At 42.2% G+C, this 26,052-nt stretch carries 24 protein-coding genes and 1 pseudogene; 10 read left to right on the forward strand and 15 right to left on the reverse strand.

Annotated elements, in window-relative coordinates:
* Window positions 1-345: 345 nt before the first annotated feature.
* From R7035_RS20935 to R7035_RS20945, 3 genes and pseudogenes are all read right to left on the reverse strand, one after another.
* Window positions 346-867 (reverse strand): annotated as a pseudogene (locus tag R7035_RS20935) (hypothetical protein); the annotation flags it as partial.
* A 12-nt stretch (window positions 868-879) separates the two neighbouring features.
* Window positions 880-2,439, reverse strand: a complete 1,560-nt coding sequence (locus R7035_RS20940) for a type I restriction-modification system subunit M (RefSeq protein ID WP_318146249.1) — start codon at window positions 2,437-2,439, stop codon at window positions 880-882.
* A 62-nt stretch (window positions 2,440-2,501) separates the two neighbouring features.
* On the reverse strand, window positions 2,502-2,636 hold the full coding sequence (locus R7035_RS20945) for a hypothetical protein (protein WP_318146250.1): 135 nt from the start codon (window positions 2,634-2,636) through the stop codon (window positions 2,502-2,504).
* A 719-nt stretch (window positions 2,637-3,355) separates the two neighbouring features.
* On the opposite strand from R7035_RS20945, the gene R7035_RS20950 reads away from it, so the two are divergent.
* The 3 genes from R7035_RS20950 to R7035_RS20960 all read left to right on the forward strand — a co-directional run bounded on the left by R7035_RS20950 (window position 3,356) and on the right by R7035_RS20960 (window position 5,458).
* Window positions 3,356-4,474, forward strand: a complete 1,119-nt coding sequence (locus R7035_RS20950) for a replication initiation protein (RefSeq protein WP_318146251.1) — start codon at window positions 3,356-3,358, stop codon at window positions 4,472-4,474.
* Window positions 4,475-4,650: 176 nt separating this feature from the next.
* Window positions 4,651-5,007 (forward strand): hypothetical protein, encoded by a 357-nt coding sequence (locus R7035_RS20955; RefSeq protein WP_065765541.1) that lies wholly within the window; start codon window positions 4,651-4,653, stop codon window positions 5,005-5,007.
* Between the two features lie 88 nt (window positions 5,008-5,095).
* Window positions 5,096-5,458 carry a hypothetical protein gene (locus R7035_RS20960; protein ID WP_139103574.1) on the forward strand — a complete coding sequence of 121 codons (363 nt, stop codon included), beginning with the start codon at window positions 5,096-5,098 and terminating at the stop codon, window positions 5,456-5,458.
* A 102-nt stretch (window positions 5,459-5,560) separates the two neighbouring features.
* Here the strand turns inward: R7035_RS20960 and R7035_RS20965 are convergent, their stop codons facing one another.
* From R7035_RS20965 to R7035_RS20990, 6 genes are all read right to left on the reverse strand, one after another.
* Window positions 5,561-5,740, reverse strand: a complete 180-nt coding sequence (locus tag R7035_RS20965) for a hypothetical protein (RefSeq protein WP_065765539.1) — start codon at window positions 5,738-5,740, stop codon at window positions 5,561-5,563.
* A gap of 88 nt (window positions 5,741-5,828) precedes the next feature.
* A complete protein-coding gene (locus R7035_RS20970; protein WP_153646089.1) occupies window positions 5,829-6,329 on the reverse strand; it encodes a hypothetical protein in 501 nt (166 codons plus the stop codon).
* 325 nt (window positions 6,330-6,654) lie between these two features.
* Window positions 6,655-8,019, reverse strand: a complete 1,365-nt coding sequence (locus tag R7035_RS20975) for a relaxase/mobilization nuclease domain-containing protein (RefSeq protein ID WP_065765537.1) — start codon at window positions 8,017-8,019, stop codon at window positions 6,655-6,657.
* Entirely contained in the window at window positions 8,016-8,360 is a 345-nt protein-coding gene (locus R7035_RS20980; RefSeq protein ID WP_318146254.1) for a plasmid mobilization protein, read from the reverse strand. The genes R7035_RS20975 and R7035_RS20980 overlap by 4 nt, the downstream gene beginning before the upstream one ends.
* A gap of 224 nt (window positions 8,361-8,584) precedes the next feature.
* A complete protein-coding gene (locus R7035_RS20985) occupies window positions 8,585-9,373 on the reverse strand; it encodes a hypothetical protein (protein WP_318146252.1) in 789 nt (262 codons plus the stop codon).
* A gap of 87 nt (window positions 9,374-9,460) precedes the next feature.
* Entirely contained in the window at window positions 9,461-9,748 is a 288-nt protein-coding gene (locus R7035_RS20990; RefSeq protein WP_085344359.1) for a pyocin activator PrtN family protein, read from the reverse strand.
* A gap of 720 nt (window positions 9,749-10,468) precedes the next feature.
* Between R7035_RS20990 and R7035_RS20995 the strand changes: the two genes are divergently transcribed.
* From R7035_RS20995 to R7035_RS21015, 5 genes are all read left to right on the forward strand, one after another.
* Entirely contained in the window at window positions 10,469-11,536 is a 1,068-nt protein-coding gene (locus R7035_RS20995) for a site-specific integrase (RefSeq protein ID WP_005398082.1), read from the forward strand.
* Window positions 11,537-11,813: 277 nt separating this feature from the next.
* Window positions 11,814-12,896 (forward strand): site-specific integrase, encoded by a 1,083-nt coding sequence (locus tag R7035_RS21000; RefSeq protein ID WP_005398080.1) that lies wholly within the window; start codon window positions 11,814-11,816, stop codon window positions 12,894-12,896.
* Between the two features lie 15 nt (window positions 12,897-12,911).
* Complete coding sequence (locus R7035_RS21005) at window positions 12,912-13,163, forward strand: hypothetical protein (RefSeq protein WP_025562229.1); 252 nt, start codon at window positions 12,912-12,914, stop codon at window positions 13,161-13,163.
* A gap of 93 nt (window positions 13,164-13,256) precedes the next feature.
* Complete coding sequence (locus R7035_RS21010) at window positions 13,257-14,318, forward strand: helicase RepA family protein (RefSeq protein ID WP_005398076.1); 1,062 nt, start codon at window positions 13,257-13,259, stop codon at window positions 14,316-14,318.
* 344 nt (window positions 14,319-14,662) lie between these two features.
* Entirely contained in the window at window positions 14,663-15,370 is a 708-nt protein-coding gene (locus R7035_RS21015; RefSeq protein ID WP_005398074.1) for a hypothetical protein, read from the forward strand.
* A 108-nt stretch (window positions 15,371-15,478) separates the two neighbouring features.
* On the opposite strand, the gene R7035_RS21020 is transcribed toward R7035_RS21015, so the two are convergent.
* The 5 genes from R7035_RS21020 to R7035_RS21040 form a co-directional block, all read right to left on the reverse strand.
* A complete protein-coding gene (locus R7035_RS21020) occupies window positions 15,479-18,727 on the reverse strand; it encodes a type I restriction endonuclease subunit R (protein ID WP_318146253.1) in 3,249 nt (1,082 codons plus the stop codon).
* 79 nt (window positions 18,728-18,806) lie between these two features.
* Window positions 18,807-20,144, reverse strand: a complete 1,338-nt coding sequence (locus R7035_RS21025; RefSeq protein WP_005395687.1) for a restriction endonuclease subunit S — start codon at window positions 20,142-20,144, stop codon at window positions 18,807-18,809.
* Window positions 20,137-21,168 (reverse strand): Abi family protein, encoded by a 1,032-nt coding sequence (locus R7035_RS21030; protein WP_005395688.1) that lies wholly within the window; start codon window positions 21,166-21,168, stop codon window positions 20,137-20,139. The genes R7035_RS21025 and R7035_RS21030 overlap by 8 nt, the downstream gene beginning before the upstream one ends.
* Before the next feature lie 196 nt (window positions 21,169-21,364).
* The gene (locus tag R7035_RS21035; RefSeq protein ID WP_005395691.1) at window positions 21,365-23,686 is read right to left on the reverse strand and encodes a class I SAM-dependent DNA methyltransferase; all 2,322 of its coding nucleotides are present in this window, start codon (window positions 23,684-23,686) and stop codon (window positions 21,365-21,367) included.
* 121 nt (window positions 23,687-23,807) lie between these two features.
* On the reverse strand, window positions 23,808-24,191 hold the full coding sequence (locus R7035_RS21040) for a hypothetical protein (RefSeq protein ID WP_229651237.1): 384 nt from the start codon (window positions 24,189-24,191) through the stop codon (window positions 23,808-23,810).
* A 171-nt stretch (window positions 24,192-24,362) separates the two neighbouring features.
* On the opposite strand from R7035_RS21040, the gene R7035_RS21045 reads away from it, so the two are divergent.
* Together R7035_RS21045 and R7035_RS21050 are read left to right on the forward strand one after the other, a co-directional pair.
* Window positions 24,363-25,193, forward strand: coding sequence for a hypothetical protein (locus R7035_RS21045; protein ID WP_025562326.1), 831 nt, complete (start codon window positions 24,363-24,365; stop codon window positions 25,191-25,193).
* A 5-nt stretch (window positions 25,194-25,198) separates the two neighbouring features.
* A complete protein-coding gene (locus tag R7035_RS21050) occupies window positions 25,199-25,495 on the forward strand; it encodes a hypothetical protein (RefSeq protein ID WP_049873555.1) in 297 nt (98 codons plus the stop codon).
* A 37-nt stretch (window positions 25,496-25,532) separates the two neighbouring features.
* On the opposite strand, the gene R7035_RS21055 is transcribed toward R7035_RS21050, so the two are convergent.
* A complete protein-coding gene (locus R7035_RS21055) occupies window positions 25,533-25,814 on the reverse strand; it encodes a pyocin activator PrtN family protein (RefSeq protein WP_017044173.1) in 282 nt (93 codons plus the stop codon).
* Between the last annotated feature and the right edge of the window lie 238 nt (window positions 25,815-26,052).

The raw sequence follows: 26,052 nt of genomic DNA on the forward strand, positions 1-26,052 counted from the left end.
GTTACATGGAAGTTACTGAAGAACTTAATGAAAACAGGATGTTAAGTCTTCAGCAACAATTAAAGGGAACATAGCCTGTGTAATAGCTAAAACAGGCAAATCAGAGTTATGATTTTTGTTTGAAATTGAAGCAAACAGCTTTGCGCCTTTTTTCGCTTCCCAGTCAGGAAATTCGCTACCGTCATCTGCCTTAAAACGTAGTGTTGGTGGGATAAAGATTAGCTGCCCATCTTGCTCTTCCCATTTGCCATTGAACAACTGCTGCATCACACCTTTTTTGTACTCAGTAAGCTTGTCTTTCTTCTCGGTGAGTAGTGCAATCTTCTCATCGACCTTAGATAAGAAAGAGGCGATTTTTTGTTGTTCTACAATTGTTGGGAATATATTTTTCGTCGCCTGAAATAGATCTGACTTGATGTAAGGCTGATCACTACCAATCAGTTCTAGATCAAGTTGTTTCATAAATACGGGGGTACGAAGATATTGATACAAGAACTCTGTACCGAGTTTCGCAGTATCAAATTTTAGTTTACCTGCTCGCTGATAAAGCACAGACTCTTCTTTCAAGTAAAACCGACATGCTTTAAGCTGATTATTCGTAATAGGTCTATTCAAGCCCAAAACGATATCACCAAACCCAATCTTCAAATGCTTTGAACCATCAACTGCTACATATTTAGGGGACTCCTCAAGCTCGATTTTATCTGGCTGTATATGTAACCCTTGGATTAGCAAATATCCATTATCTGTATATTCTTGCTGCTTGTACGCATTTCCGGCAAGGATCTTAATCGGTGTTTTGTTTTGGCTCCAAAGTCCATCAAACTCACTAAACCTCAGTGTCGGCACGTTCATTTGCTCTGTCATAACATACCTTCCTTACTCTTTACCTGAAAGAAAGGGGGCCTTGATGCTTAGCTGAGAGCAGAAGTCAGCAATATCAGCGTCTATCGAATGCATTTTCGTTTCTAGATCCGCAAGGTCAGACGCCACTGCATCCAAATCGACAGGCTCTTCGTCTTCAAAGGTGTCCACATAGCGTGGAATATTAAGGTTGTAGTCGTTCTCTTCAATCTCAGTAAGCTTGGCAACGTGTGCAAACTTTTCGATGGATTCACGCTTGCTGTATGCTTCAATAATACGCTCAACGTCTTCATCACGAAGGTAGTTTTGCGCTTTGCCTTTTTCGAAGTGACTAGAAGCGTCGATGAACAACACATTATCATCGTTTTTACGGTTCTTCTTAAACACCAATATACAAGTCGGGATACCTGTACCGAAGAAGATACCCGCAGGTAAGCCAATAACGGCATCTAGGTAGTTCTTTTTCTCAATAAGGTGTTTACGGATGTGACCTTCTGCTGATCCACGGAATAGAATGCCGTGAGGAACAACGACCGCTAGCGTCCCCGTTTCATTCAACTGATGAATCATGTGCAGCACAAAAGCAAAGTCCGCTTTCGATTTAGGGGCAAGCTTTCCGTAATCAGCGAAGCGTTCACTGTTTAGATGAAGCTCGTTAGCACTCCAGTTCGCAGAAAACGGAGGGTTTGCTACTACCGCATCAAAACGTTGCTCTAGGTGCATTGGGTGCTCTAGAGTGTCATCGTTTTTGATGTTGAACTTATCGTAACGCACACCGTGCATCAGCATATTCATACGAGCAAGGTTATAAGTGCTCGGGTTTTGCTCTTGACCACAAAATTCTAAGTTATGGCTGCCAACTTCACGCGCAACACGCAGTAGCAATGAACCAGAACCACAGGTCGGGTCGTATACCGACTTTACATTGCCATCAATGCTCACAAGCTTGGCTAGAATTTTACTGACCTGTTGCGGCGTATAGAACTCACCCGCCTTTTTACCCGCACCAGAAGCAAACTGACCGATAAGGTATTCATAGGCATCACCCAGCAAGTCAATCTCGGTGTTTTCTAGGTGGAAGTCGATGTTATCTAAATGAACCAAAACCTGACTGATTAGCTTGTTGCGTGCGTCAGGGTTTTTACCCAGCTTGCTTGAGTTTAGGTCTAACTCTTCAAACAAACCATTGAAGTCATCGGCAGAGTCCGCCGCTGTGGTGGATTGCTCAATATCAGCAAGAGAGCGATCAAGCTCATCGATAATAAACTCTTGTTTCTTACCACGCCCTGCTAGGCTAGAGAAAAGCTGCTTAGGCGCAATAAAGTAACCAAGGTTCTCGACACACTCTTCACGTAGATCATTGAGCAGCTCTTTATCATCAGCAGCACCAACAAAGGTAATGCCATCTTCAGCAAGAAGCTCATCACAGTAGCGGTTTAACTTGTCAGATAGGTACTTGTAAAAGATAAGCCCAAGAATGTAGTCACGAAAATCGTCCGCAGACATGTTGCCACGCAGCGTGTTGGCAATGTTCCAAAGCTGGGTTTTTAATGCGCGTTGGTGTTGTTCAACCATGGTTTTGATAAGTCTCTAAAAATAGTGCGGCTATTCTAACAAAAAACACCGTGAAGTAAGCGTTATACCCCACGTATTGCGTATAAATTCTTGCTCGGAGAGTTACCAACTCTCGATTCACCGCTGCGAATGCAGCCAACAATCACCATACAACGCATTTTTAGCCCCATTTTCGCTATCAATCTACCGTTTTGCATGTTTACGCCTAGGTTACTCATTGAGTGGGTGAAAATGAGGGCTTTCTGATGTTTGTGCTTTTTGCCATTTCAAAACCCAAGTTGCTACCTACATCGGTTGATGTTCCATTTTCGATTTTAAGTTCAAAACAAGCATTTATTCTTGCATGCACTAACATGAAAGAAAGTATTTTATAATCAATAAGTTATATAAAATTAACTTTGACGTTTAAATTTAAATGAGTAATATAAATTTAAGCACGGGCACACATCGGCGATAGCCGATAACCAATCTCAAAAATACATCGCATGAGGTATAGGTAAGTTGTTGTCTTTAGGAAATAGAAAGAGATTAAGGATCGTAATAACCATTCGTCGTAGTGCAAATACAACTAGTATTCAGATGTTAGGGTTTAATTGTGATAGATCAGGTAATAGCCCCCCTTTCAGAACAACTCTCAAGCCTTATAAATAAAGGGCTGGAGCAGTTTTTTTTTGCAACAACTTTTGTGATATTTAGGCACTGAATTTGTGAGCAAAAAAACAGTAAAAACTCTGTAACCCTATGTGGATAAAGGCTTTGAGGGCAAATTGGATTTAAACACCCAATTTGTGACATTTAAGCACTGATTTTCTGAAAAAAGCTCTAACTAACTGACTTTTTCAATTTAAACACCGGAATTGTGAAAAATATGAGTTCACAACACTTCAATAACCAGCCTAGGAAAAAGAAAACTCGTATGAATAAAGATGGAATATTAGTAAAGGCTCACAAGTACGACCTTGGAGCAATCTGTCCGCCAAATAAATTTGGTGGACAACTGGTAAAGCTAAAGAACGAATTTGTGTTTGCAAAATATTCTCTAGAGGTTCAAGAACAACGCCTTTTGTTTAATGCTATGTCACACTTCGATATCAACCCTTTCCTTAAAAATAAGGATGTACAAGACGAGCTGCAAGGTGATGCTTCTGCAAGGTGGGATTTTAGTAAGGTCACACAAAGCCTTACCGACAGTTACTACTCGTTTATTGAAAAAAGGACGATTATCTTACCAGTTAGGGAAATATTAAGAACTACGGGTTCGAGAAACTACAAGGCATTAGACAAGGCCATAGAATCGCTTCAATCACACACTATGGTTGTCGATGAGATGACGTCGAAACGTATACGTGTAAAGAAAACGATTAATCCTATTGAGGTTGCGTCCAAAGTAGGTAAAGCCGACATTTTAATCACCTTTACGAAGGAGTTTATGCCATATTTGCTGGCACTTTCAGGCTATCAAGCAATTGATTTAAATCTCATAGCAGGCTTCTCATATAAGCACTCATCACGATACTACCATTGGTGTCTTTATGCATTAAATATGAAAGAGAAAGAATCACTGGTTAAATTCGATGTTTCTATTGATAGAATAAGAGAGCGTTTAGAGATTGGCACTAAAGAGCATCAAAGAAATTTTTTCAGTAGAGTGGTTAAAAAATCAGTTGATGAGATCAACGAAAAAACACCAATCTTTATTAAAGTTGACAAGATCATCAAAAAAGACAACAAAGGGAGAAATCTTCGCGGTAATCCAGTATCGAGGCTAACATTTAATGTGTATAGAGATAAAGCCGCAGCATTGGATGCGGCAAAACATATAGTTGAAACATGTGCCTCTCGATATAATTCGCAAATACATGATTCGAACTTTGATAAATTTGCGTGCGAGGACACTACTGAGGAATTAAAGAAAGAGCGAGATACAGCAGAAGCAGAGTTAAGGCGAATAGAGTTGTTGATAGCTACTCAGAATGAGTCGACAATGGTTGGTGCTAGTGCCCTCGGCGATGTTCCTAGTGAGAGTGTACTTTGAACTGATTAGCCAGAACTTGGGGCCCCTTTCGCTTAACACAATAATCCCCCCATATTCAAACGAACAGATGTTGCCGATGATGAAGCATTGGCAACGATGAAACAGATAAAGAAAACGGCTTGCTGCCATTCAGTTTAAATTCCCATCAAAGTTGTTATCCTTATAACAAAACACTTATGGAAAACATTCCTTTCTCTAGAAAACATAACCCTTTCTCATATGAAGCTCTTGATAATGAAGCTAAAGAAAAATACCACAATCTGAGAGTTGAGGATTTGGTGATTGAACACTGCATCGAAACAGGCTTCATTACATCAACCGACGTCACCACCAAGACAAGGAAGTTCTTAGTTCTCAAAGAGGCTATAGAAACGACTCTTAATGCATTCAAATTGGTTGATGACTTCGATGACACGAATATCACTATAGACAACCTTGACGCTTGTATCGAGTACAAAAAAAAGCTAAAACGGCGTGTTTTAAAGGTAGTATCGGATAAATTACTGGCTGGTTTACCTAACTTCCGACGATAGAAATTAATTAACTTATTATAACCCTATGCGTTGCATGGCGTTTTGACTCTAACGTTAGTGCAACGCATCAGATTGATGAAAAGATAAAATGCGCGATGTAGTATCCACAGAGCTGCTTTCAGTATTAGTACAAACTGAGCGATTGAAAGGACAGGGGTACATGATCATGTTTATCAGTGCGTTTGCCGCAACGTTGTCGTATTCGATATTTCCTTTTTTGAATGAATTTTGGTGGTCAAGCGTGATCATAGGCTTGCTTTCAGGTGTGGCTGCGTTCTGTATTTCTGCCCTGTTTTTCACTGTTTGGCTGGTTGAGTGGCGCACCGATAAAGCTTTGGCTCGCTTGCAGCCATCAACCAAAGACATTGAAAAGCTATTAAGCTCGGGGGTGATTTTCTCATCAGAGCAACGCCGTTCATTTGAACGCTATCTAAATACGCTTAATTGCTAGTGAGTTACCGCTCTAACGGTGGCATCAAGATGATGCGCTTTGAAAATGTATACATAAAACAAAACCCACATTTGTGTGGGTCTAAAAAGCGAGTTCCAGTTCTTACACATTTTGATCAAGAACTTTGATAGCAATACGCAACTCATCAGCGTTGGCATCCAGCTTTTTAGCCAAGCTCAACAAATTATTTCCATCGAGTTTAGTACACCAACCCAAGCATTCGTGCTTGGTCATTTTTTCCATCTCAAGCATTTTTTCTTCTGCGCTAGGCTGTGCCGACATTGTCAGCTAGAACCTCATAAATTGCATTTGCTACATAAATAATTTCTCATTTATTTACCTTGTGAACGTGGTTACCAATTTTTAATAGTTAGCATTCTTGGTGTTGAACCAGTTTATTCTTTTGCTTGCGGCTTTTGGCTGCTTTCTTCGCACCATCTTTTCGATTCTTGGCTTTCTCTTTTTCAAAACGTTGTTTGATGTTATCAAACTTATCCGTCACTGCTGCCATCGAATCTAATGTCGCGTAATCAACCCAGCCATACTTGAAAGAACATCCATAACCAATCTCTAAGTAACCCCGTTCAAATAGTTTTTTCCGTTCTGACTTCGAACAATTTAATAATCTCTCAACGTCACATGGGTGAACAGACAAGTAATACCGAGCAGCTTTACTCATAGCTTTGGCAACGTCCTTGCTTTTCGCCGCTTTCAGGATGGCTTCAATCATGTGTTCTTGCTTGCTCATCGCCAATACTGATACATGCATTATTCCTGCATCAACCAGATTCTTTGCAATGTATTTAACTTTGAAAAACGAGGCACTTTTCAGTATCGATGCCAGTAGTGCTTTGAAGGTTATTAATTTCATATTTCTCATCTTAATATTTCGGCAAACTGAATGCCGTCCAATACCGTGATGATAGCTCGTCATTTTCATCCGTCAACGTGAAATATTTATATAAAAACATATAAATCAATAACTTACACTAACATGAAAACAAGTATGAAACATTTCCAATTCCTAAAAAAACATGCGCTTAATAAAATTGAAAACTGACTTAACTTGGTAATTCAGTCTAGTTTTTCATCGAAAAAAACAACCAATAAGTGAGATGAGCATCACATTTATAGCATGCGTAAATATGTGTTCACTACTTGGCTTCAGACCTACAAATAGCAAAAAGCACCCGTTGTTAATCAGATCTTGGTTGAAGGGCACTAATTGTGACTTGGTTGCCGTCACGCTTAAATCTGTGCAACGGCTCTAGCGTGCTTCGTGTCACTCCTCTTGCTTTAAGCATTCGGTCAAGGCGATCACAGTTGAGTTGAGTTGCTTGATAGATGTTTCCAAGCTCTCGCGCCTCAGCTTCTCTTCGGTTAATGCATCCTGCAAGAGATTTAATTGCCTCTCTAAGCTTTGTGAGGACTTCAGATACCCATGTTGAAGGTTTTTTAGATTGGTCAGTATGGTCGTTAGCATATTGGTTTATTGATTTTTTATTATTTTCTTCAATGGCTTTGTGATCTGACAGTACAACCGAGTCGGGTTGTCTTGTGACCTGACTATTTGATGGCAAGGCTGAAATGGATTGATTTCGTATTCTAGTGTCAGATATCGTCCCAATATCACCCCTGATAGTAATGTCATCAGACTCAATAGCATAGGGAGCAACCAATGCTGGCGGCGCTGCCTTGCTAGGTGCAAGTTGATAGATTTTTCGACGTTGGCGAGCGAGGTGCCGATTTCGCTGTTGAAGTTGTTGTTTGTTTTCTTTAATTCGTTCGTGACGCTGGCGTGCAAAGCTCGCAGTTCTTTCTGCCTGTTTTGCTGCACTGCTTTCAATGCCTGAGTAAGATTTGCCATAGAGTTCGCCTTTGAGGCGTATCGGTTTTTGGTATCCTTCTGCTGTAAAAGAGATGGATGATTTAGTATTACGTGTTACGGTAAGGCCTTCGATATCATTCAGCGCATCAATGACATCTTGTTGGCTGTTTAAGGTTCCACCTACTGCAAGATCAAATAGATAATCATCTATTTGTGCCATCAGCTCACGCCTTGGCCTCGGGTTATCCCCCCATGTAAAGGTTCTAGCCTTAGCTGGGTCATTGGGATCGGTAAAGCCAAAAGTGTCATTAGCAATGCTTTTCCACTCATCAATACGCACCATATCTCGCCTATGTACATAAGGCGTTAATGCCTTTCCTGTGGTCAGCTCCATATTCACGATATGGAAGTTCAGTTCCAATCGCCCTTTATCCCGATGCTCGATCCAAACAATATCGTATTGCTCTGGCTTGAGTCCGGTCATCAAGGTTTGTTCAAATGACGCCATCAATTGTTGCTTTTGATGAGCAGGGATATCGGATTCTTCAAAGCTCAAACAGCCATACGTGAAGGCTTTTGAGAAGCGGCTAGCCTGTTTGAGCCATTCTCTTGTTATATCGAGATTTCCTGAGAGCAATACAGGTTTTAATTTGCGGCGCTTGGTGCCACCTTCTAAATACTTTAAGCCGTTCGTCACTGCTGAGTGATCGCCTTTAAAAAATTTTACTATCATGCTGCTGATTTGATTAAGGCGCTTAACAGAGCATTCGTCTGCACAAGCTGTGCCTGTACCGCCATCAAATCAATCAGTAATCCTGCTTTTTTTGCAGTATTTATGTAACGAGCGACTTGATTGAGGTTATTACCAATTCTGGCAACCTCACTTACCAGAGCTGGATCTTGTTTTATTTCTTTGTATCGTTTTTTGTGGTCGCAGGAATTGGGATTGAGAGCCATAGTTCGCAGCCAAACCGAAACATTGCCGTTGGCATTGGCAAAAATTTGTAATTTTTCGTCTTTGGAAACTCGTAACTGAATGCACTCAGTTCGTCTTATTTTTCCGCTGTGGTTCATCACGTTGGGTTTTGTTTTTGATGCTGCGAGGCAGCTTTAGGGAGGGGATTAAAGGGGTAGGAACGCACCTCTTTGCCAGCGATTTGAGAATGTAAGGAACGTCATGACAAATCTATGCTGGCTAGAGAATCACCTCTTTAAAAACATAATACTTCAATCTAGAAAGTGCAAATTGAAAGGCAAAGGGAGGAAAACCATAAGACTTTGAAGGATCTTACTAATGCTCATACTAACAGCTTCATAAACGAGCTATGGGCGGTAAATTCATTGTTGTTGCTTTCTTTTAATACATCTTTAGTGACAGCATAAATAGCGTCAAGCGTCTCAAAGCTTCTAACTAAAGTATCCTCATCAACATTCAGATTTGTGTCGACTAAGGCGACCAAATACTCGCCCGAATCCTGATTTTCAAAAATTGACAGAGAAAAGCCGTTAATGCTTATGCTGAAAACATCCTCTACATACAAGTAATCTTCACCGTTGATAACAATTGTTTTTTCATCACGCTTGATTGCTAAAATCCCTTTCATTGCATACTTAACCCAGCTTGGATACTTGCCTGTTCGCTTCCACTTGATCGCCTCTTGTTGGGTGATACCCATACGCTCACAAAATTCATCTTGACTAATATCTAGTGCTTTTAGGCTGTCATCAAATTCTGTGGCTTTAATAAAGTACACAATGCGTTTTTGAATATCACAAAGAACATCATTTGCAACGTCACCAGCGTCTAACTCGTCACCGCCTCTTTTTGACGCATACACGTCAATTGCATCACGTAGATCGGAGCCGTAATCATCATCGCTATCAATCTCACATTGACTTTCATCATTCATAGTCACGTAGATTGTGTGATCTTTCCCAAGGATAGATATTTGAGTCTCAAGCTGACCATGCTCCTCTGAATCTGCACCATGGACAGCAAGCGTTTCGATGATCTCTCGCGTTACTTCCTCTGCGCTGATGCCGCCTATTTCGATTACTATGTCTTGATTAGTAATTTGTTCTTTCATGATCGGTTCCGTTTAAGTTCATATATTTTATCGGCTCTCGCACTTCACGAGTACAGCACGGTTAAACCCTATTTAATACCCGAGCATTTAATGTCTCCTCGAGCCATTGGTTCTTTTCCATATTTTCTCGCTCTCTAGACGTTGGCGTTCGATAAATTTAACCAAGTCGTCAAAGCTAACAAACCAAGGCGACTTCTGTGAGCTGCCTAAACGAACTACTGGAAACGGTAGGTCTTGCTGCGCAGCTCTGCGCTTGATAGTTGTTGGTGCAATGCCAAATAATGGCTCGGCGACGTCTACTACAGGGATAAAGGGTTGATGATTGAACTGTTGAGCTAAAAGCGATCTTGTGGTCGGTTCAGAACGTGATGTCATTACTCTGCTATTAACGGCTAACGAATACTTAAGCCATAATGTTACAAGGATTAGAAAGGAATAGAAGTATGGCAAAACACTAACACACATCAGTTAAGCAACTGTTAAATAAGAATAATGTTAATTTTCGAGGATAATTTTTTTTTCAAAACACTCAATAAATGTGACTAAAATCACCATTATTCTTGTTATGGCTAATAATTAGAAAGCAATGCTTTCCAGAACGAAGATGATGTTACGATTTAAGACGTTGAGGCTAAAAACAGAGTGCTGATAATTGCAAATTTATTGATGGGGAATACAATGGAGATCTGAAGGCAAAGACGAATGCAAGGCGATAACTTTCTACCCCTATTTTCCCCTTCTTTTTCACACGCAGACTCAAGTTGCTGATTTTAAAAGGTTAAAGGCTATTATCAGTCCAATCTAACATGGGTGCAACGGAAAAGCGGCAAGATGGATACATAAAAAATAAACCCTTAAGTATTAATAGTTTAAAGCAAAACCACTTAAGGGCATTGCAAAAATATTGCGTCCGATTTTAGCTGATTTTAGCTGATTTTAGCAATGAGGGACTGATAGGGGATTGATTGAGGGGCATTAACTATCCCTCAAAAAAACCTTTAGTGGCGCGAAGTATAGCGATTCTCTGTTAGAGCATCAACGTCATCAAATCACACACGCTAAAACACCTCTAACTGAAAATTAAGAGAGGTAAAAATGGCGACTATTAACATAGAAAAAGTTCAACGTAAGACAGGTATTAAATACAAAGCGCGTGTGCGAGCATCACGCCACAATAAGCGGGTATTCGAAAAGTCGAAAACATTTGAGAAAAAAGCACTAGCATTAGCTTGGGCAAAACTAGTGCTTAAGGAGATTACAGAGGAAGGCATTCCCTTAATTGATGTACCGAAGAAAAGTATCCTTATTGGGGATCTCATCACTCTATACCTCAACGACCAAATCACATCAAAGGATATCGGCCGTTCAAAGGCAGCGGTACTCCGAAGATTAAGAAGCTATCACATTGCACTTGTGCAAGCAGATCAGCTAACTGCTACTCACTTGGTGCGCCATTGCCGTGAAAGGCTGAATGAAGCCACTGCTCCTCTCCCGCAAACCGTTTATCAAGATATCACTTACTTACGTAGTGTCATTAACGTTGCTGGGCCAATTTTTGGCTACAAAGCAAACACTCACGCCCATAACGAGGCAATTCCAACCCTAGTGAAATACGGATTGATCGGTCGTAGTGCCAAACGTGACCGCCGCCCAACCAGAGAAGAACTGATTATTGCCGAAGAAGGACTGCGCAAAAGAGAAAATCACCGAGCATCACATATCCCTTTAGTCGACATTTTCCATATTTCGATTTTGACTTGTATGCGATTAGGGGAAATTACTCGCGTGACGTGGAATGATTTAAATGTTGCAGATAGCACCTTAACCATTCGTGATCGCAAAGATCCCCGTAGGAAATCGGGTAACCATTGTACAATCCCCCTATTTCCGGAAGCCTTAGATATCATTCAACGACAACCAAGATCGGACGAACAGATATTTCCATACAACCCCAAATCTATTGGCGCAGCTTGGCAACGTATGTGTCGTCAAGAGGACATCATAGATCTGCACTATCACGACCTGAGGGCAGAAGGTGCCTGCCAACTATTTGAACGCGGTCTGAACATAGTGGAAATCTCAAAGATAACCGGACATCGCGACATCAATGTACTTAACAATATTTACCTGCGTGTTGGTGTGAAGCAAGTTCATCATAAATAAATCTACTGCTGAGCCTGAGCCATACCCTCAGGCTCAAAATGAGACGAAAGTCACACTCCAAAAAAAATCTATCATTTAGTGGATATTAGTAGGTAAATGCAAATCTTCCGCTCTAAGTGCGTGAATCATGTAGAAACCAAACATTCAACCACTTTTCCATTCCTCTACGTAAGTGTGTGAAACAACATAAAAACACATAAAAACCAATACCTTGCCTTTAATTCAGAATGTTTTAGCATCGTCTCCATTAACAGAAACCACACCATATGGAGTTACAATGCCAACAATTTTTATTGATTCAATTCCAAGCAAAAAAGGCCCTGAAAGATACAAAGTCCGTGCTCGTCCACATAAACACGATCCGGTAAGCCGTCAGAAAACACGCAATTTTCCAACAAAGGCGAAAGCCATGGCTTATAAAAAAAAGCTGGATGCACAATTTGAGAAAGGTGATTACAGCTTCTTTTTTGATCACGTGAAACATTACACTCTTGGTCACATAGTAAATGACTATATAAATAACCCTCTGACTAAAGAACACATTAAGAGCCGTCATATTAACCCTCTTAATATGATTCTCCGGACTTCATTTGCTTCAGTAACATCTACATATATCAGTGCTCATGACTGGTTTATGTTAGCTCGAGAATTGAATGAAAACTTACAGGTCAAACCACAAACGACAGCAAATTACTTGTCAATACTTAACTCTGCATTGAAGGATTGCGCGACAATTTTACGTTATGAAATTAATTTAGAAGCGTATTCAACAGGATTATCTACAGCTCGCCGTCTAGGTCTTATTGCGAAGTCCGACGAGCGCACTCGACGACCTACAGAGTTGGAGCTAAATGCAATTACATCGGCTCTCGCCAACGAGGAACAAAACAAACGTCGAACGATTCCAATGTTAGATATTGTGGAGTTTGCAATCGAGACAGCAGCAAGAGTGGGCGAAATATGTGGGGGTAAGCTTGTTTGGCGTAACTGGGACGCAAAAAGTCGTCTCATAACTATCCGCAATAGAAAGAGTCCGAATGGTAAGAAGATACACTCATGCTTCGAGTTATCACCAAAAGCCATAGAGATCATTATGCGCCAACCTCGTGGTAATGACGATGACCCAATATTTCCATACAACCCAAAAACTGTAGGTCAATACTGGCGCGACCTTATGAAAGATTTAGACATTGAAGACCTTCGATTTCACGATCTTAGAGCTGAAGGCCTATGTCGATTATACGAAAAAGGCTGGTCTCTATCTGCCATCTCGAAAGTTTCCGGTCATAGAGATGTAAATATACTCAATAACGTTTATCTACGTTTCTTTCCGGCTCAACTAAGCCCACTGGCTGCTTAATTAAAGGTATATAAAATGAACAATGACACAAACCGTGAACCTGATGGTTATACCTATAACTCTAGAAGAAATATCCGTACTAATTATTGTATAGAGCGGTTGTATAGCGATCAAAATAATAACTTTCTTGCCTTTATTTATTCTGTTGAATACAAAAACTCAGAAGGTAAATGGTGGAAGGCAGGTTCTCGCTGGGCTTTTAACTCTCTTGATACAGCCTTTATTTTAGATAATGGTTTTAGAGAATTCCCAAACACATTTAAATAACCGTCTAAGCACTTAAATAATCACGATTATTCACCTTAACTTTTGGGTGAGTGGTTTCGCTCACCCTAAATTTATCAACTTATTAATTTATCTATGAAAAATACTGTTATTTCATCCTCTTCAGAACATCAATTTATTTTTGGCAAACTACCATTTACAAGTGGTTCTTACGGTTATGATGACCCTGATTCGTGGCTTATTGATGATTTCATTCCAACTGAGTCATTTGGTGTTATTTACGGGCCATCAAGTACTCGTAAGTCATTTATTGCTATTGATATAAGTTGCGCCATCGCAACAAGTTCACAATGGCATAGTTACGACACTCTTGCTGGTGCCGTTATGTATGTTGCAGCAGAAGGAAAGAGAGGGATATCGAGGCGAGTTAAAGCTTGGGAATTTGCCACAGGAAAAAATGCAGAACACGTATATAAACTGGGGAAAAGTGCGTTCGTATCAAAACAATCAGTTAGGGATGACATTCTGGAGGCAGTTCACGACCTCGAAAGCACGAGGGGGGTCAAAATTGAGTTGATTGTTCTTGATACTCTTGCTCGTAATTTTGAGGGGGATGAAAACAATCCAGACGCAATGGGTAAATTTATACGAGGTTGTGACCTGTTAAAAGAAGCAACTAACGCATCAATTCTAGTTGTTCATCATTCTGGCAAAGATGTATCCAAAGGCAGCCGCGGTAGCTCAACACTTCATTGCGCATGTGATTATGAGTTTAGTGTTGCATATGATAAAAAAGCTAATTTGGTAACGTTAAGAAATACCAAACAGAAAGATGCACCAGAAGCACCAGACGTGGTTTTTAATTTTCAACCTGTAGAATTAGATATCTTTAATAAACAAGGTGAACCAGTCACCTCTCTCGCATCGCTGACGCCAGCAACGTTCAAAAACCAAAAAAACAGTACAAATGATGAAAACAACCCTCTGCTTAAAGCACTTCGTGATATTTTTGGGGGGAGCTGTACAAGGGAAGAACTACGTACACATTGCTTTCCTCCGAAAGACGGTGTGGCTGCCAATACAACCACTCAAAAATTCAAACGTGCCCTCACAGCACTGGTAGAAAAAGACCTTGTTTCAGTTCAGCAAAAGGGAGCAATGGCTAATCGAAGCGACATCATCACCGTCGTGGAATAGTTAGAGCTTTTCTAGCCCGCGTTTAATTAGATTGTATGAGGGGGTGACAGATGACGCACATATATATGTGCGTCATCTGTCACCCCCTCTCTGACTTCAACTATTTATTCTTACTGCCTTACCCTACATTCCTAAACGTCTCACATAGTCATTAAGTTCTTGAACTTTAGTCATTTACTATTTATAGTTCTGTACCGCCCTCTCAGGCTAATGGTGCGTTTGCTGTAAACTGAGATCATTTTTAAGTGCTTCATTTAATATTGCTACGACTAGATGCTGGTCATTGGCAAACCAACAAAATCAAACGCGGTGTGTCAAAAAATCCAGCATGATATCGAGGCCGTATGAACGTTAATGCTTATTCTCAATTTTCAGAACTCACTCCAGTACAGTTACTTTCAGTCTTTAAAGATGAGTATAGAACCATCGCCAAAGACAATCGCACATTATCTCTTAATCAAGGCTACCAAGCCCTAGCAAAGCACGCACAGTGCAATAGCCTTGAATCGATGAAGAGCCAGTCGATTATTCTAATTAAAGTCAGCGAATTTATTAACGCATTGATCGCTTGTGGCTTACCTGTTTCAAAAACCACTAATACCGCAAGGTTTGAAAGGCTACTAAAATGCGATGTGCTTTGCCCGCCTTTGAGCGGAGGGCTTTGTGTCGCAATCACTAACGATGGTTTAGTCCTTGAAACACCTTATCTAAGCAATCCTACTCCGTACATTGCTGGTTCTGAGATTTGTCAATTGCAAATCGATATGGTTGATGGAGCTTGGCTTAGCAATGACGATTGGGTCAGTTTTGTGAATAACTTAGAAGATAGTTTGGATTTAGATGGTGATATTCAACAACAAGCTAGCGAACACTGGAGCGAAGTACATGCTGAAGAAAATGTACTAATCCTAGACCCCACTCCCGACTATGAAGAGATGGCGACTTGGTCTGAAGGTCGGTTCAGGCAGTTTGTTCTAGAACACTCTCTATATACACATGTAGATACTGTATACGACTTCTTCGACGAAGAACGCAAAAGGCAATTAGCTTAGCCCTAGAAAAAAGGCTTCGTCCCTTTAATAAACGAAGCCTTTCCGAGTATCCTAGATAAATATCCTAAGAAACAATTTAAACCTTGAAAACGAGTACCTCGTTTACCATTACTTCACCCCACTCAGCATATCGAAGATAACCCGCGCAAATTGCTTGGTTTTGTTCGGGTCAGACAACAACTGCATCATCTGCTCCTGATGTGCTTCGTTACTATTCAAAATCGCATCATCAATCGCACGTGGGAAGTCGCCCAGCATGGCTTGCTCACGCGTGTTGTTGGCTATTTGGCTCATCACCGTTTCGTTTTCTGTGAGTTTGTCACGCACCGTAAAGGCATAATTGATCATGTCTTTGTCAGTCAGGTTGTCGGTGACAAAAACTTCGTTTAATCGCTCAATGATGTGAGACAGGAACTCTTCTTTCTTATCCTTTGGCTTGGCAGTGCCAACATCGTTGCTTGGGTGCAACTTGTACTCAGGCGTATTCTCTTGAAGCTGAATGTCCTGTTGACGGATCTTCGACAGACGATAGTGGCTCATCACCACATTACCAAGGTCAAGTTCATCCTCTTCAATAACCTTCTCGCGCAGCATTGGGCGAAGGTGGCGTGCATACAGGCTCAGTTTCTCTAGCTCTTTATCGTCATAATCGACAATCTGCGACATAAACTCATAGAAGCGGACAAAGCTGCCTAAGTCTTTCTTGAAGATCTCTAGGCGATCTTTCTCCTGCTTGCACTCTTTGAAGGTGTTTTCTGCATTAGCGATTAACACGGCATCGCCTGTTTGCTTGGTGCGTTCAAACACGTTTTTAGCGTGAATGTATGCTTCTAACGCAGAAGTATAACGCTTGCGCCAACGGTCTATCGCTGGCTTGCAGATATTACTGATAGCCGCATTAGATTTGTTCTTGGTAAAGAAGGCATCAACGAATTGATCTACCTCCGACCATAAGAAAATACCACTAGCACACAGCTTCTCTGATAGGTCGAAAATCTTGTCAGGGTCAGTGACATCCTCAAGCTCTGCCACTTGATAATAAGGCTGGAAAGCATCAAGAATATCTTGCGGATCGTTGTAGAAGTCGAGCACAAATGTACCGCATTCGGCTTTGCCCGGATAAGTTCGGTTAAGTCGTGAAAGCGTCTGTACACATTCAACACCTGCGAGCTTTTTATCCACGTACATAGCGCAGAGTTTCGGTTGGTCAAATCCAGTCTGGTATTTATTAGCAACCAGCATCACCTGATAGTCATCACTATCAAAAGCAACTCGCATCTCACGTTTGTTGAGTTCAGGGTTCATGTTGTGCTCAGTGAACTTCTGATCCATAAACGCCATGCTGTCTGGGTCGGCGGCGTTAAATTCCACTTCACCAGAAAACGCGACCATGGCGCGAATACCCGCATAACCATGCTCCGAAACATACTTATCAAACGCCAGTTTGTAGCGCACCGCTTCTTTACGTGAGCTGGTGACCACCATTGCTTTAGCTTGACCACCCAATAAGCCCATGACGTTCTTTTTGAAGTGCTCAACAATCACCTTCACTTTTTGCGAGATGTTGTGGTCATGCAGGCGTACCCAGTTATTGAGCTTCACCTTGGCTTTGCCTGCATCTACTTCTTTATCTTCCGCTTCCAGCTTTTGCTTGAGCTGATAGATCACCTTGTAGTTGGTGTAGTTCTTTAGCACATCAAGAATGAAGCCCTCTTCAATCGCCTGACGCATAGAGTAGATATGATAAGCCACTGGCAAGTTGCGTTTAGACGCAGGTTGCTCTGGATCGGGTCTGCGACCAAACAACTCCAATGTTTTTGGCTTTGGTGTCGCAGTAAAGGCGTAATAACTCAGATTGGCACTGCCTCGACGCGCTGCAATCGTGGCATCGAGAATATCTTCTGATGAAAGTTCGGTGTCATCGTCAGCTTCATCCGTCATCAACACTTCTTTGAGCTGGCGAGCGGTTGCACCTGTTTGTGACGAGTGCGCTTCATCAGCAATGATGGCGTAACGACGCTCTTTGAGTGACGTTGAGTTCTCAATCGCCTTTAACACATGCGGGAACGTTTGAATGGTCACGATGATGATTGGTTGAGACGTTTCCAATGCCGTCGCCAACTTCTCTGATTTAGAGCCATCACCCTCTTTGCGGTTGATACGCCCTACCACGCCATCAGCATGTTCAAACTGATAGATGGTGTCTTGTAACTGATCATCCAACACGGTGCGGTCAGTCACCACAATCACCGAATCAAACTGCTTGTTGCCATTGGCATCATGCAAAGTCGAGAGTTGGTGCGCTGTCCAAGCAATCGAGTTGGATTTACCCGAACCTGCGCTGTGTTGGATCAGGTATTTATTGCCTGTGCCCTCAACAATTGCGGCATTAACCAGCTTGGTTACTACATCCCACTGATGATAACGCGGGAAGATCAGGGTTTCTTTCTTGGTTTTACGCCCCTCCCAATTTTCTTTTTCTTCGATTTGAAGATGGATAAAGCGCCCGATGATATTGAGCAGGTTGTCTGGGGTTAAAACCTCATTCCACAGGTAATCAGTCGCGTAGCGGTTTTCATCTTCGGGAATGTCATTGCCCTTGCCGCCATCATGCGTGCCTTTGTTGAACGGCAGGAAGAATGTTTCTTCACCCGCAAGCTTGGTTGCCATGTAGACTTCATACTGGCTTACCGCGAAATGCACTAACGCACCGCGTTTAAAGCTTAAAAGCGGTTCTGGCTTTTTGGTGGCAGGGTCTTTAGGTAAACGGGTCAGTTTGTATTGCGCAATGGCATTTTCTACCGCTTGTTTGAACTCAGATTTCAGCTCAAGGGTAGAGACGGGAAAGCCGTTAACGAACAGCACTAAGTCAATGCGCCACTTCTTAGCCTTTTTACCTGTTTCCAATTCTTGTTCTTTGGTGGCATACGGACTGTAAACCAGTTCTGGCACAATCCGGCAGATGTTGTGTTGGTAACGCGCCAAGGTTTCAGGGTTGAGGTTATGCTCTGGCTTAAACTGACACAATTCAAAACGGGCATTGCGGATTTTCAAACCATGGCGCAACACGCCCAAAGTGCCAAAGGTGCGTGAAGCTCGGTCAGTCGCGTTCTCGTCGGCTTTTTTAAGCTGCGTGACCAATGCATCAAGGAAGTGACGATCTGAATCTGTCGGGAAGACTTTGCAGAACTTCTCCCACTCTTTCGGCTGCGTCTCCTTGATAAAGGTCAGCACATCCGCTTCATACAATGCCGATTCGCGGTTGTAGCCCTCGCCAGTACCCTGCACCCAGCCATTAGCCACCATCTGGCTGATGATGTCGTCCTGAAATACCCGTTCTTGTGTAGTGTCTTTCATAACCTTGTTCTTCTAATTCTTGTTAGCCAACCAAAGAGAAAAAACCACTCTGCTTTCTTAAGCTAGAGTGGTAATAGGTTTAAGCGGTTTGTTCCAACTCTTGATTCTGAGATGTTGGTGCTTGCCAGTCGCGAACATCAATCTTGCCAGTGACCGCGGCAGAGATTAGGGCTGTGCGACGTTCTTGCATCAAAGCAATCGTTTTAAAAGCCGAAGATGTGAGATCGTCATACTTGGCTAATACTTTTGATAAGTACTCAACTATTTGTGCTTGCTCATCCAGTGAAGGTTCAAATAGTGGAATGTTCTGAATGTCAGCCATATTGAAATGTGCGACTGTACTGCCTTGTGACAGTTGTTTTACAAAGTCATCAGCTAAACCAGAGTAGATAGAATGCAAAACAAACTCAGGTGACACCCTAGTCTTATCTAGCTTAAATAGAACCATTCTTTGTCCAAGGCAGAGTGGGACTTCTCCTGTAAATATGCAGGCTTCACCAGCAGGAGCTTCTCGAGTGAACAGAATGTCGCCTATTTCTGGCTTGCCTCTTTTTGTCCACTCTTCATAGGTAGTACTGTCGGTATACTTTCCACCCTCTATGCGAAGTTTTCCATCTCGAACATTCGTTGTACGACAGACCAGATACTCACCATCGTCAAAATATGGGGCTGTCTTATGTTCAGCATCTACGATTTGATTCGTTATGTGTTTTAACTTAATTCTATCCCAATGCTCAGGCACTTCCCCTAACCACTCCACACCAGAATCTTTCATTGGTGCTTGAGGATTCAAGCCTTTAGTCACAGCGTGGCTGATTACAGCTTGACGCTTTTCTTTCAGCAGCTTAATGAGTTGCTGCTGCTTTTCGATCAAGGTGTCAATCTTGGCGGTTTCGTGATCAAGGAAGTTGGCGATTTGGGTTTGTTCGAGAATAGGTGGTAACGCTAAGTTGAGATTTCCTACCTCTTCCGCAGATACTGCCTCAAATGTACTTCCTGTTGCTATTGCATCAAATTGATATTTATATGATGGCAATACCCACCAAAGAAAAGATTGCGAGATCGCATTGGTTCCTCTAATACTGCAAAGTCCCCTACCTATACCAAAATCCTTATTGGCGAAATTCAGTGACCCTACTGGAGCACGAACGGAAAAAAGCAAATCTCCTGCCTTAGCCACTTTTTTGGGAATAGGGCAGAATTGCTTTTCTGTCGGAGATTTAACACCAAACTCAGCGTTACCTTGTAAGAAAGGAACACCAATACCATCAATATTGCAATCCTCCGAACTTGGCGATTGACCCATGTTGATACTTGCGACATATTTAAGTGGTGTTGTACTCCAACCTATCGGAATCTCGCTCAACCACTCTGCGTTTATTGGTTCGTATTTTGGATACGCCTGATATTTACTCATCTTCCCCACCCCAAAAAATATGTGTACGCCAATCTTCAGGGAATCCCATCGGTGCCAGAGGCACATTTGGATACATTACGGTTACTAAAGCTTTGACTTTGTTATGCCACTGGCTATCTGGGCTAATTTGTCGCATCAAATGCGCCAACATCAACATCACCATATAGATACGACGGCTAGGTTGCACCTTGCTTGGCTCTAGTCGATGCGGAAGTTGCCAGTGCTCACCATGAGGAACTTTGGGAGGTATAGAAAGCTCACGGTTCCAGAGGCGGCTATGGTGCGCGCAACAGTTACGAACAAAATTGAGGGTATGCAGCCAGCTCTCAAACACTTCTTGAGGTACATCAAAACGTTTGGCGATGCCTTTACGATCAGCATCTTTCGACAGCCCTTTATAGAGATGTGAGATAGTCCCGAAGGTCAACTCTTCGACCATAGCCCAGCTTGGCATCAAGCGAGGATGTTGATAGTTGTGCTGATAAAAGCGTGGGTAGCGCTCGCGAACTCTTTTATCTATCCTGTTCGCTTTTTCTTCCCCACTTTGGTTACTTCGATTAATTTTAGTTATGTCTTTTTGCAGATCGATAGAGTCTCGACTTTGGCAATTTTCTACTTCACTCAACATCCGCTTATGGTTGTAGTCACGCTTAAACAAACTTTCATTCAAATACCAATGTGAACCACTATGCTGTTTCTCGGTTTGGTATTTCGTCCCCATATGGTTGTTGAATGTTGCACGTACTGCCACTTCGACTCGTTCAATTGCATCCATGATTAATAGGCGCAGCTCACGATCAAAAGCATAGAGATCAACGATAGATTTAAATTCGACATCGGTCTTAAACTGGTGCGTGTGATCATGCGGAACTTGGAAAGGACGCATATAGCTAGAAAGACGGAAGAAGCTGATCACTTCGAGGTAACGCTTGGCACGTTCTGGATCACGAATTGTTAGACCACGCTCTTGCAGCAAAGCGATTTGTTCATCTAACGTTTTAGCGGTTTTCGTAAATGTTGCCATCAGTTCACCTCCGTGAAGGAGAGGACATGAATAGTTAATTTCGGTAAACTGAAGACATAAAAAAGCCCACTCAATTTGAGCATGCTAAGCATAGGCTTGGTGGGCGTGTTAACGTTATTATTGACCACGCCGTCATTTTTAGTCAAGTTAAATTGTTCAGTAGCACTAAAATAAGCAGCTAGAAAATACGAATTGCTCACGAATGAACCTCACTTAAAAGCCTCATAATATCAGCACTTACGGCATCTAAATCAGCATCAATCTCTTCCAGCGCACGCTGTGGCTGATAAACATAGAAATGGCGGTTAAATGGGATTTCGTAGCCAACAATACCTATCTCATTGTCCTTGTCATCACGCTTATCTGGGTTGATCCACGCATCGGCAACATGTGGCTGCACTTCGCATTTAAAGTAGCTTTCGATTAGAGTTGACGTGCTCACACTTGGGTCAAGTGGCACGTTCTCATTATCACGCAGGTCGCCATCTTGTTGGAACTCAACAACCTTACCCTTATAGTCGAACGCCCCGTATAGCGGCTGTGCGGCTTCCTTTAGCACCTTTTTGATCACAGGCTCGGCGTCTTGGTTCTTCCACGTTACCGCATCAATAAACTGTTTCTTCTGCTTGGCGTCGAACTTGATGCCAGTGGTTTTGAATGCACCTTTGAGGGTCAGCTCAAACTGATTAAAGTCGTCTGATTGTTGCGCCTTACCGCCAAGGTTATCGCCAACAGCAACTTGCAGAACTTTGGCATTATCCATCAACGTTTTTTGGCCTAGCCACAGTTTGCTATCCAGTACATCCTTGATTTGCTTTTCTTTCAGCTCTGGGAAGTCTGCTTTGATCAGCGCACGCACTTCAGCTTCCACTTCAATCAGTGTGCCATAAGTGTCTTCTGTCCATTCAGTGCCAAACTGCTCAAAAACAGCCTGCATCACGGCATTAAATGGCTTAGGTGCAAAGCGCAGTGATTCAACCGCTGTATCGGTGATTTGTGCAGACAGACGCAATGGGCGCTCTATGGTCAGGCGACGATAGCCAAACTCATGCGTATCAAAGATTTTGCTGGCGAAGTGTTTTTGATTGTCCGTCACACCATCTTTGGTCAAGGTGTCGATTTCTTCAAAGTCACCAAAGTTTTTCGTGATGGTGCGAATTTCTTCATCAGTTAAATAGTGACGCTTAGAGCCTAATGACTTACGCATTTTCGTACTTAAGTTAGCGCCATTAATCAATTGCACTTTGCCCTTGCGTGCTGGGTCTTTTTTGTTACTCAGAACCCAAACATAGGTCGCAATACCTGTGTTGTAGAACATATCGGTAGGCAGCGCTACAATCGCTTCAAGTAGATCAGATTCAAGGATGTAGCGACGAATTTCACTCTCACCACTACCTGCACCACCAGTAAATAGTGGTGAACCATTAAGGATGATGCCAATACGACCACCATCCGTGACTTGGTTATCAACGTTTTTCTTGTCACGCATCTTGCTGATAAGGTGCATCAAGAACAGCAACGAACCATCAGAGACTCGCGGCAAGCCTGCGCCAAAGCGTCCATCAAAGCCTTTTTGCTGGTGCTCGTCTTTGATTTCACCTTCAATCTTTTTCCAATCCACACCAAACGGCGGGTTAGACAGCATGTAGTCAAACTTGTCGGCGGGCAGTTGGTCATTTGACAGAGTGTTACCCAGTTTGATGCGGCTAACATCTTGCCCTTTAATTAGCATATCTGCCTTACAGATAGCATAGGACTCTGGGTTTAGCTCCTGACCAAACGCACGCATCACCGCTTTCGGGTTAAGCTCGTGCACGTATTCCATGCCAGAAGAAAGGAAGCCGCCTGTACCCGCTGTTGGGTCATAGATGGTGCGGATGATACCATCCTTGGTTAGGGCTTCGTCGTCTTCCATAAACACCAAAGAGGTGGTCAGGCGCACGATGTCACGCGGGGTAAAATGCTCACCAGCGGTTTCATTCGAGCTTTCCGCAAAGCGACGGATCAACTCTTCAAACACCAAGCCCATATCGTGGTTAGAAATACTGTTTGGGCTAAGATCGGTGGTGGCAAACTTCTTCACCACTTTGTAAAGCAGGTTGGCATCTTCCAGTAAACCAACAAATTCATCGAACTTGAAGTGCTCAAAGATTTCACGCGCATCTTTGGAGAATGACTGCACGTACTTCTCAAGGTTCGCCTTGATGTTGCTTTGTCCCATCTTGCCAAGGTTCATTGGCGAGGTGTTGAAGAATGACAAACCATCAGGTTGTACTGGTGATTGCGTTGCACGCAGCAAGAACTTTTCCTGTGCCTCTTCTGGCAAGTTCATCGCTTTAATACGTTCATGTTCAGCAACCACAGCATCTTTGCTTGGCTCAAGCACACACTCAAGACGACGAAGTAGAGTAAACGGCAGGATCACGCGACCATATTGAGATTGTTTGAAATCACCGCGAAGGAGGTCAGCAACCGACCAGATAAAGGCAGCGGTTTGGGAGAAGTTGTTGTTAGTCATTGTAAACAGCACAATTGAAAAAATTGTGCTGATTGTACCTCACCACTCTCCAAGTCGCAGCGACATACAACAAAAAAGCACCTTTGCAGGTGCTAAAGATCAGAACAATTATGAACAATATCTAGCCTTTATACTGAGGAACACTGTCAAGCACGCACTTAGATAGCAACTCTAAAATCTCATTGACTCGCTGTTCTCTCTCTTCTCTTAATTGTTTGAAATTTGCCATAGTTAACTCCAGTGGCTCATTCTCAATAACAGCCTCCAAATTAAATGCCTCTTCAGCATTCTTAGCGACTTTCTTAATCCAGCTGGATTTATAAGCATAAGATTCATCATGCTCACTTAAAAAGCCTGCTTTTTTTGCCTTTTTGATTACTTGTTCTTCAAGAGTCGTTGATTCGAACTTTTCTAGTTCAATGACATAGCCGATAAGATCGGATGATGGGATAGGATTGTCCATAGTGTTTTTTATAAGCATAAAAACTATTTTAAGCTGCTGCAAATTTATGGTTGCTTTAAAAGGGGAGTTAAGAGGGGAACCCACTCTTGCCAGTGGGACAACATAAGAACGAAGTGAGTTGTCCTATCTGGAACCGCAAAAAATCTTTGATGTTTTTGCTCAGTTATTTGCAAGTGATGAAAATTATTTCTAACCTTCTAAAAAACACATCAGATGATTAAAAATTTCACCCTTATCAGTCAGCCTGTGAAGCTCCAAAGTGATGGTGTAATGATGCGCGAGCGTTATCTACTGAGCGAACAACACGCTAATCACAAACATAGTGACGCACTTATCTCACTGATTGGTTGTGCTGAAACATCCCACCGAATTGCTCTAGCAGGCGAGAAGTTTAGGCTTGAACAACAACTCAAACGCAAGGGCGGGCGGCCGCTCTCTAGCTACGCCATGGAATTTTGTTTGACGCTGCCGAGAGGCCACAGACCGTCTATTGAGCAATGGCAATCCATTACCAGCGATTGCTGCATCAAACTGGCTAAATACTGCAAGCTGACAAAAGCTGAGTTCGCACAGTATCGACAGCAGATCCGCGCTGTATTACACCAGCAAAACCAAGAAGGGCAAAAAGGCACTGGTGATCATGTCCACCTAATCATTGGCAAAGTGGTTCGTGGGCGCGTTTTGATGGAGCTGCAAAAAAAGGGCGCGACAAAACTCTTGAAGCAAACTTTCAACCATGCGGTTTTGCAACATGTCGGCATAGATTACCGGAGCTATGAACCAATTGAAAAAGAGAAAGGACGACGGTTGAGTACTTGGCAGTATCAATATGAAAAAGCCAATCAAGCTTTAGAAATCGAAAAACTGATTAAGAAGATGCAAAGTCAGTTTGATAAATGGCTCAAGGCTAAAGAAGAGCACAATAATAGGCAGCAACACCGACAAAAAAACCGACTGTTAAAAACGTATGAAGAGTTGAAATTGAGAAAGTTATCACCTCTACAACAAGAAAAATTAGAAAAAATAAAACAAAAAATAAAATAAAACTTATGCCTTATTACAATGGAAGATGGCACCGCTATTCGGAAGCTGAAAGACGCGAATATGGTCGCCAACAAAGAGAAATTTACCGCCAAGCATGGCACGAAAAGTGGATATCAAAAACAGGACTGAAAGAAGAGCGGAACTGGACAGACACAATGATAAAAACCTTTCTTGAAGGAAAGTCTGAAAGTGCAGGTAAAATACAAGCTTATAAACGCACGCTGATAACAAAAGTCGAGAAAACGAAAAAATTTCAAGTGGCAATGGCTGAGCGTGTTGCTCGACAGAAGAAAAGAGCCTAAAAACTCAAAGCCCGCCAGATGACGGGCTTCTATAGCATTAACATTGCATGCGTAGCCAATCGCTATGTGAGTTGGCTGATGTGCGTTCAACGTACTCAACAAAGTGCTCAAACTTGACCAACCAAGGTGCTTTTTGTGAATCAGACAATCGTAATACAGGAAATGGAAGGTCGTTAACACGAGCTTTTCGCTTCGCAGTACTCGGAGTTAGTCCTAAGTACTCACCTGCAACATCGACAAGTGAAATCAAAGGTTGATTCTGGAATTTAGCAGCTAGTAATGTAGCAGTGGTTGGGGTACTAAAAGGTACGTTCATCATAACTCCTCTTATTCTTCTGATGAGCGTACGGCATCGCGCCATACCTTTAGTATTTACTGAATTTTTTCCAAGAATCCAAATTTTTAGCCAATTTTTTTGAAAAAATTTTTAGGGGACGTATTATAGGAACGTAGGTGCTTTTGTACGTGTGTGATCTTAAGCAGTCCCTCATCCATCCCCCACCTTTCGACCCAAAAATGCAAGTAACTGTTTTAAAAAACAAGTTCTCAGATGTCAT

Source organism: Vibrio sp. 1731 (assembly GCF_033339955.1).
GTDB lineage: Bacteria > Pseudomonadota > Gammaproteobacteria > Enterobacterales > Vibrionaceae > Vibrio > Vibrio alginolyticus.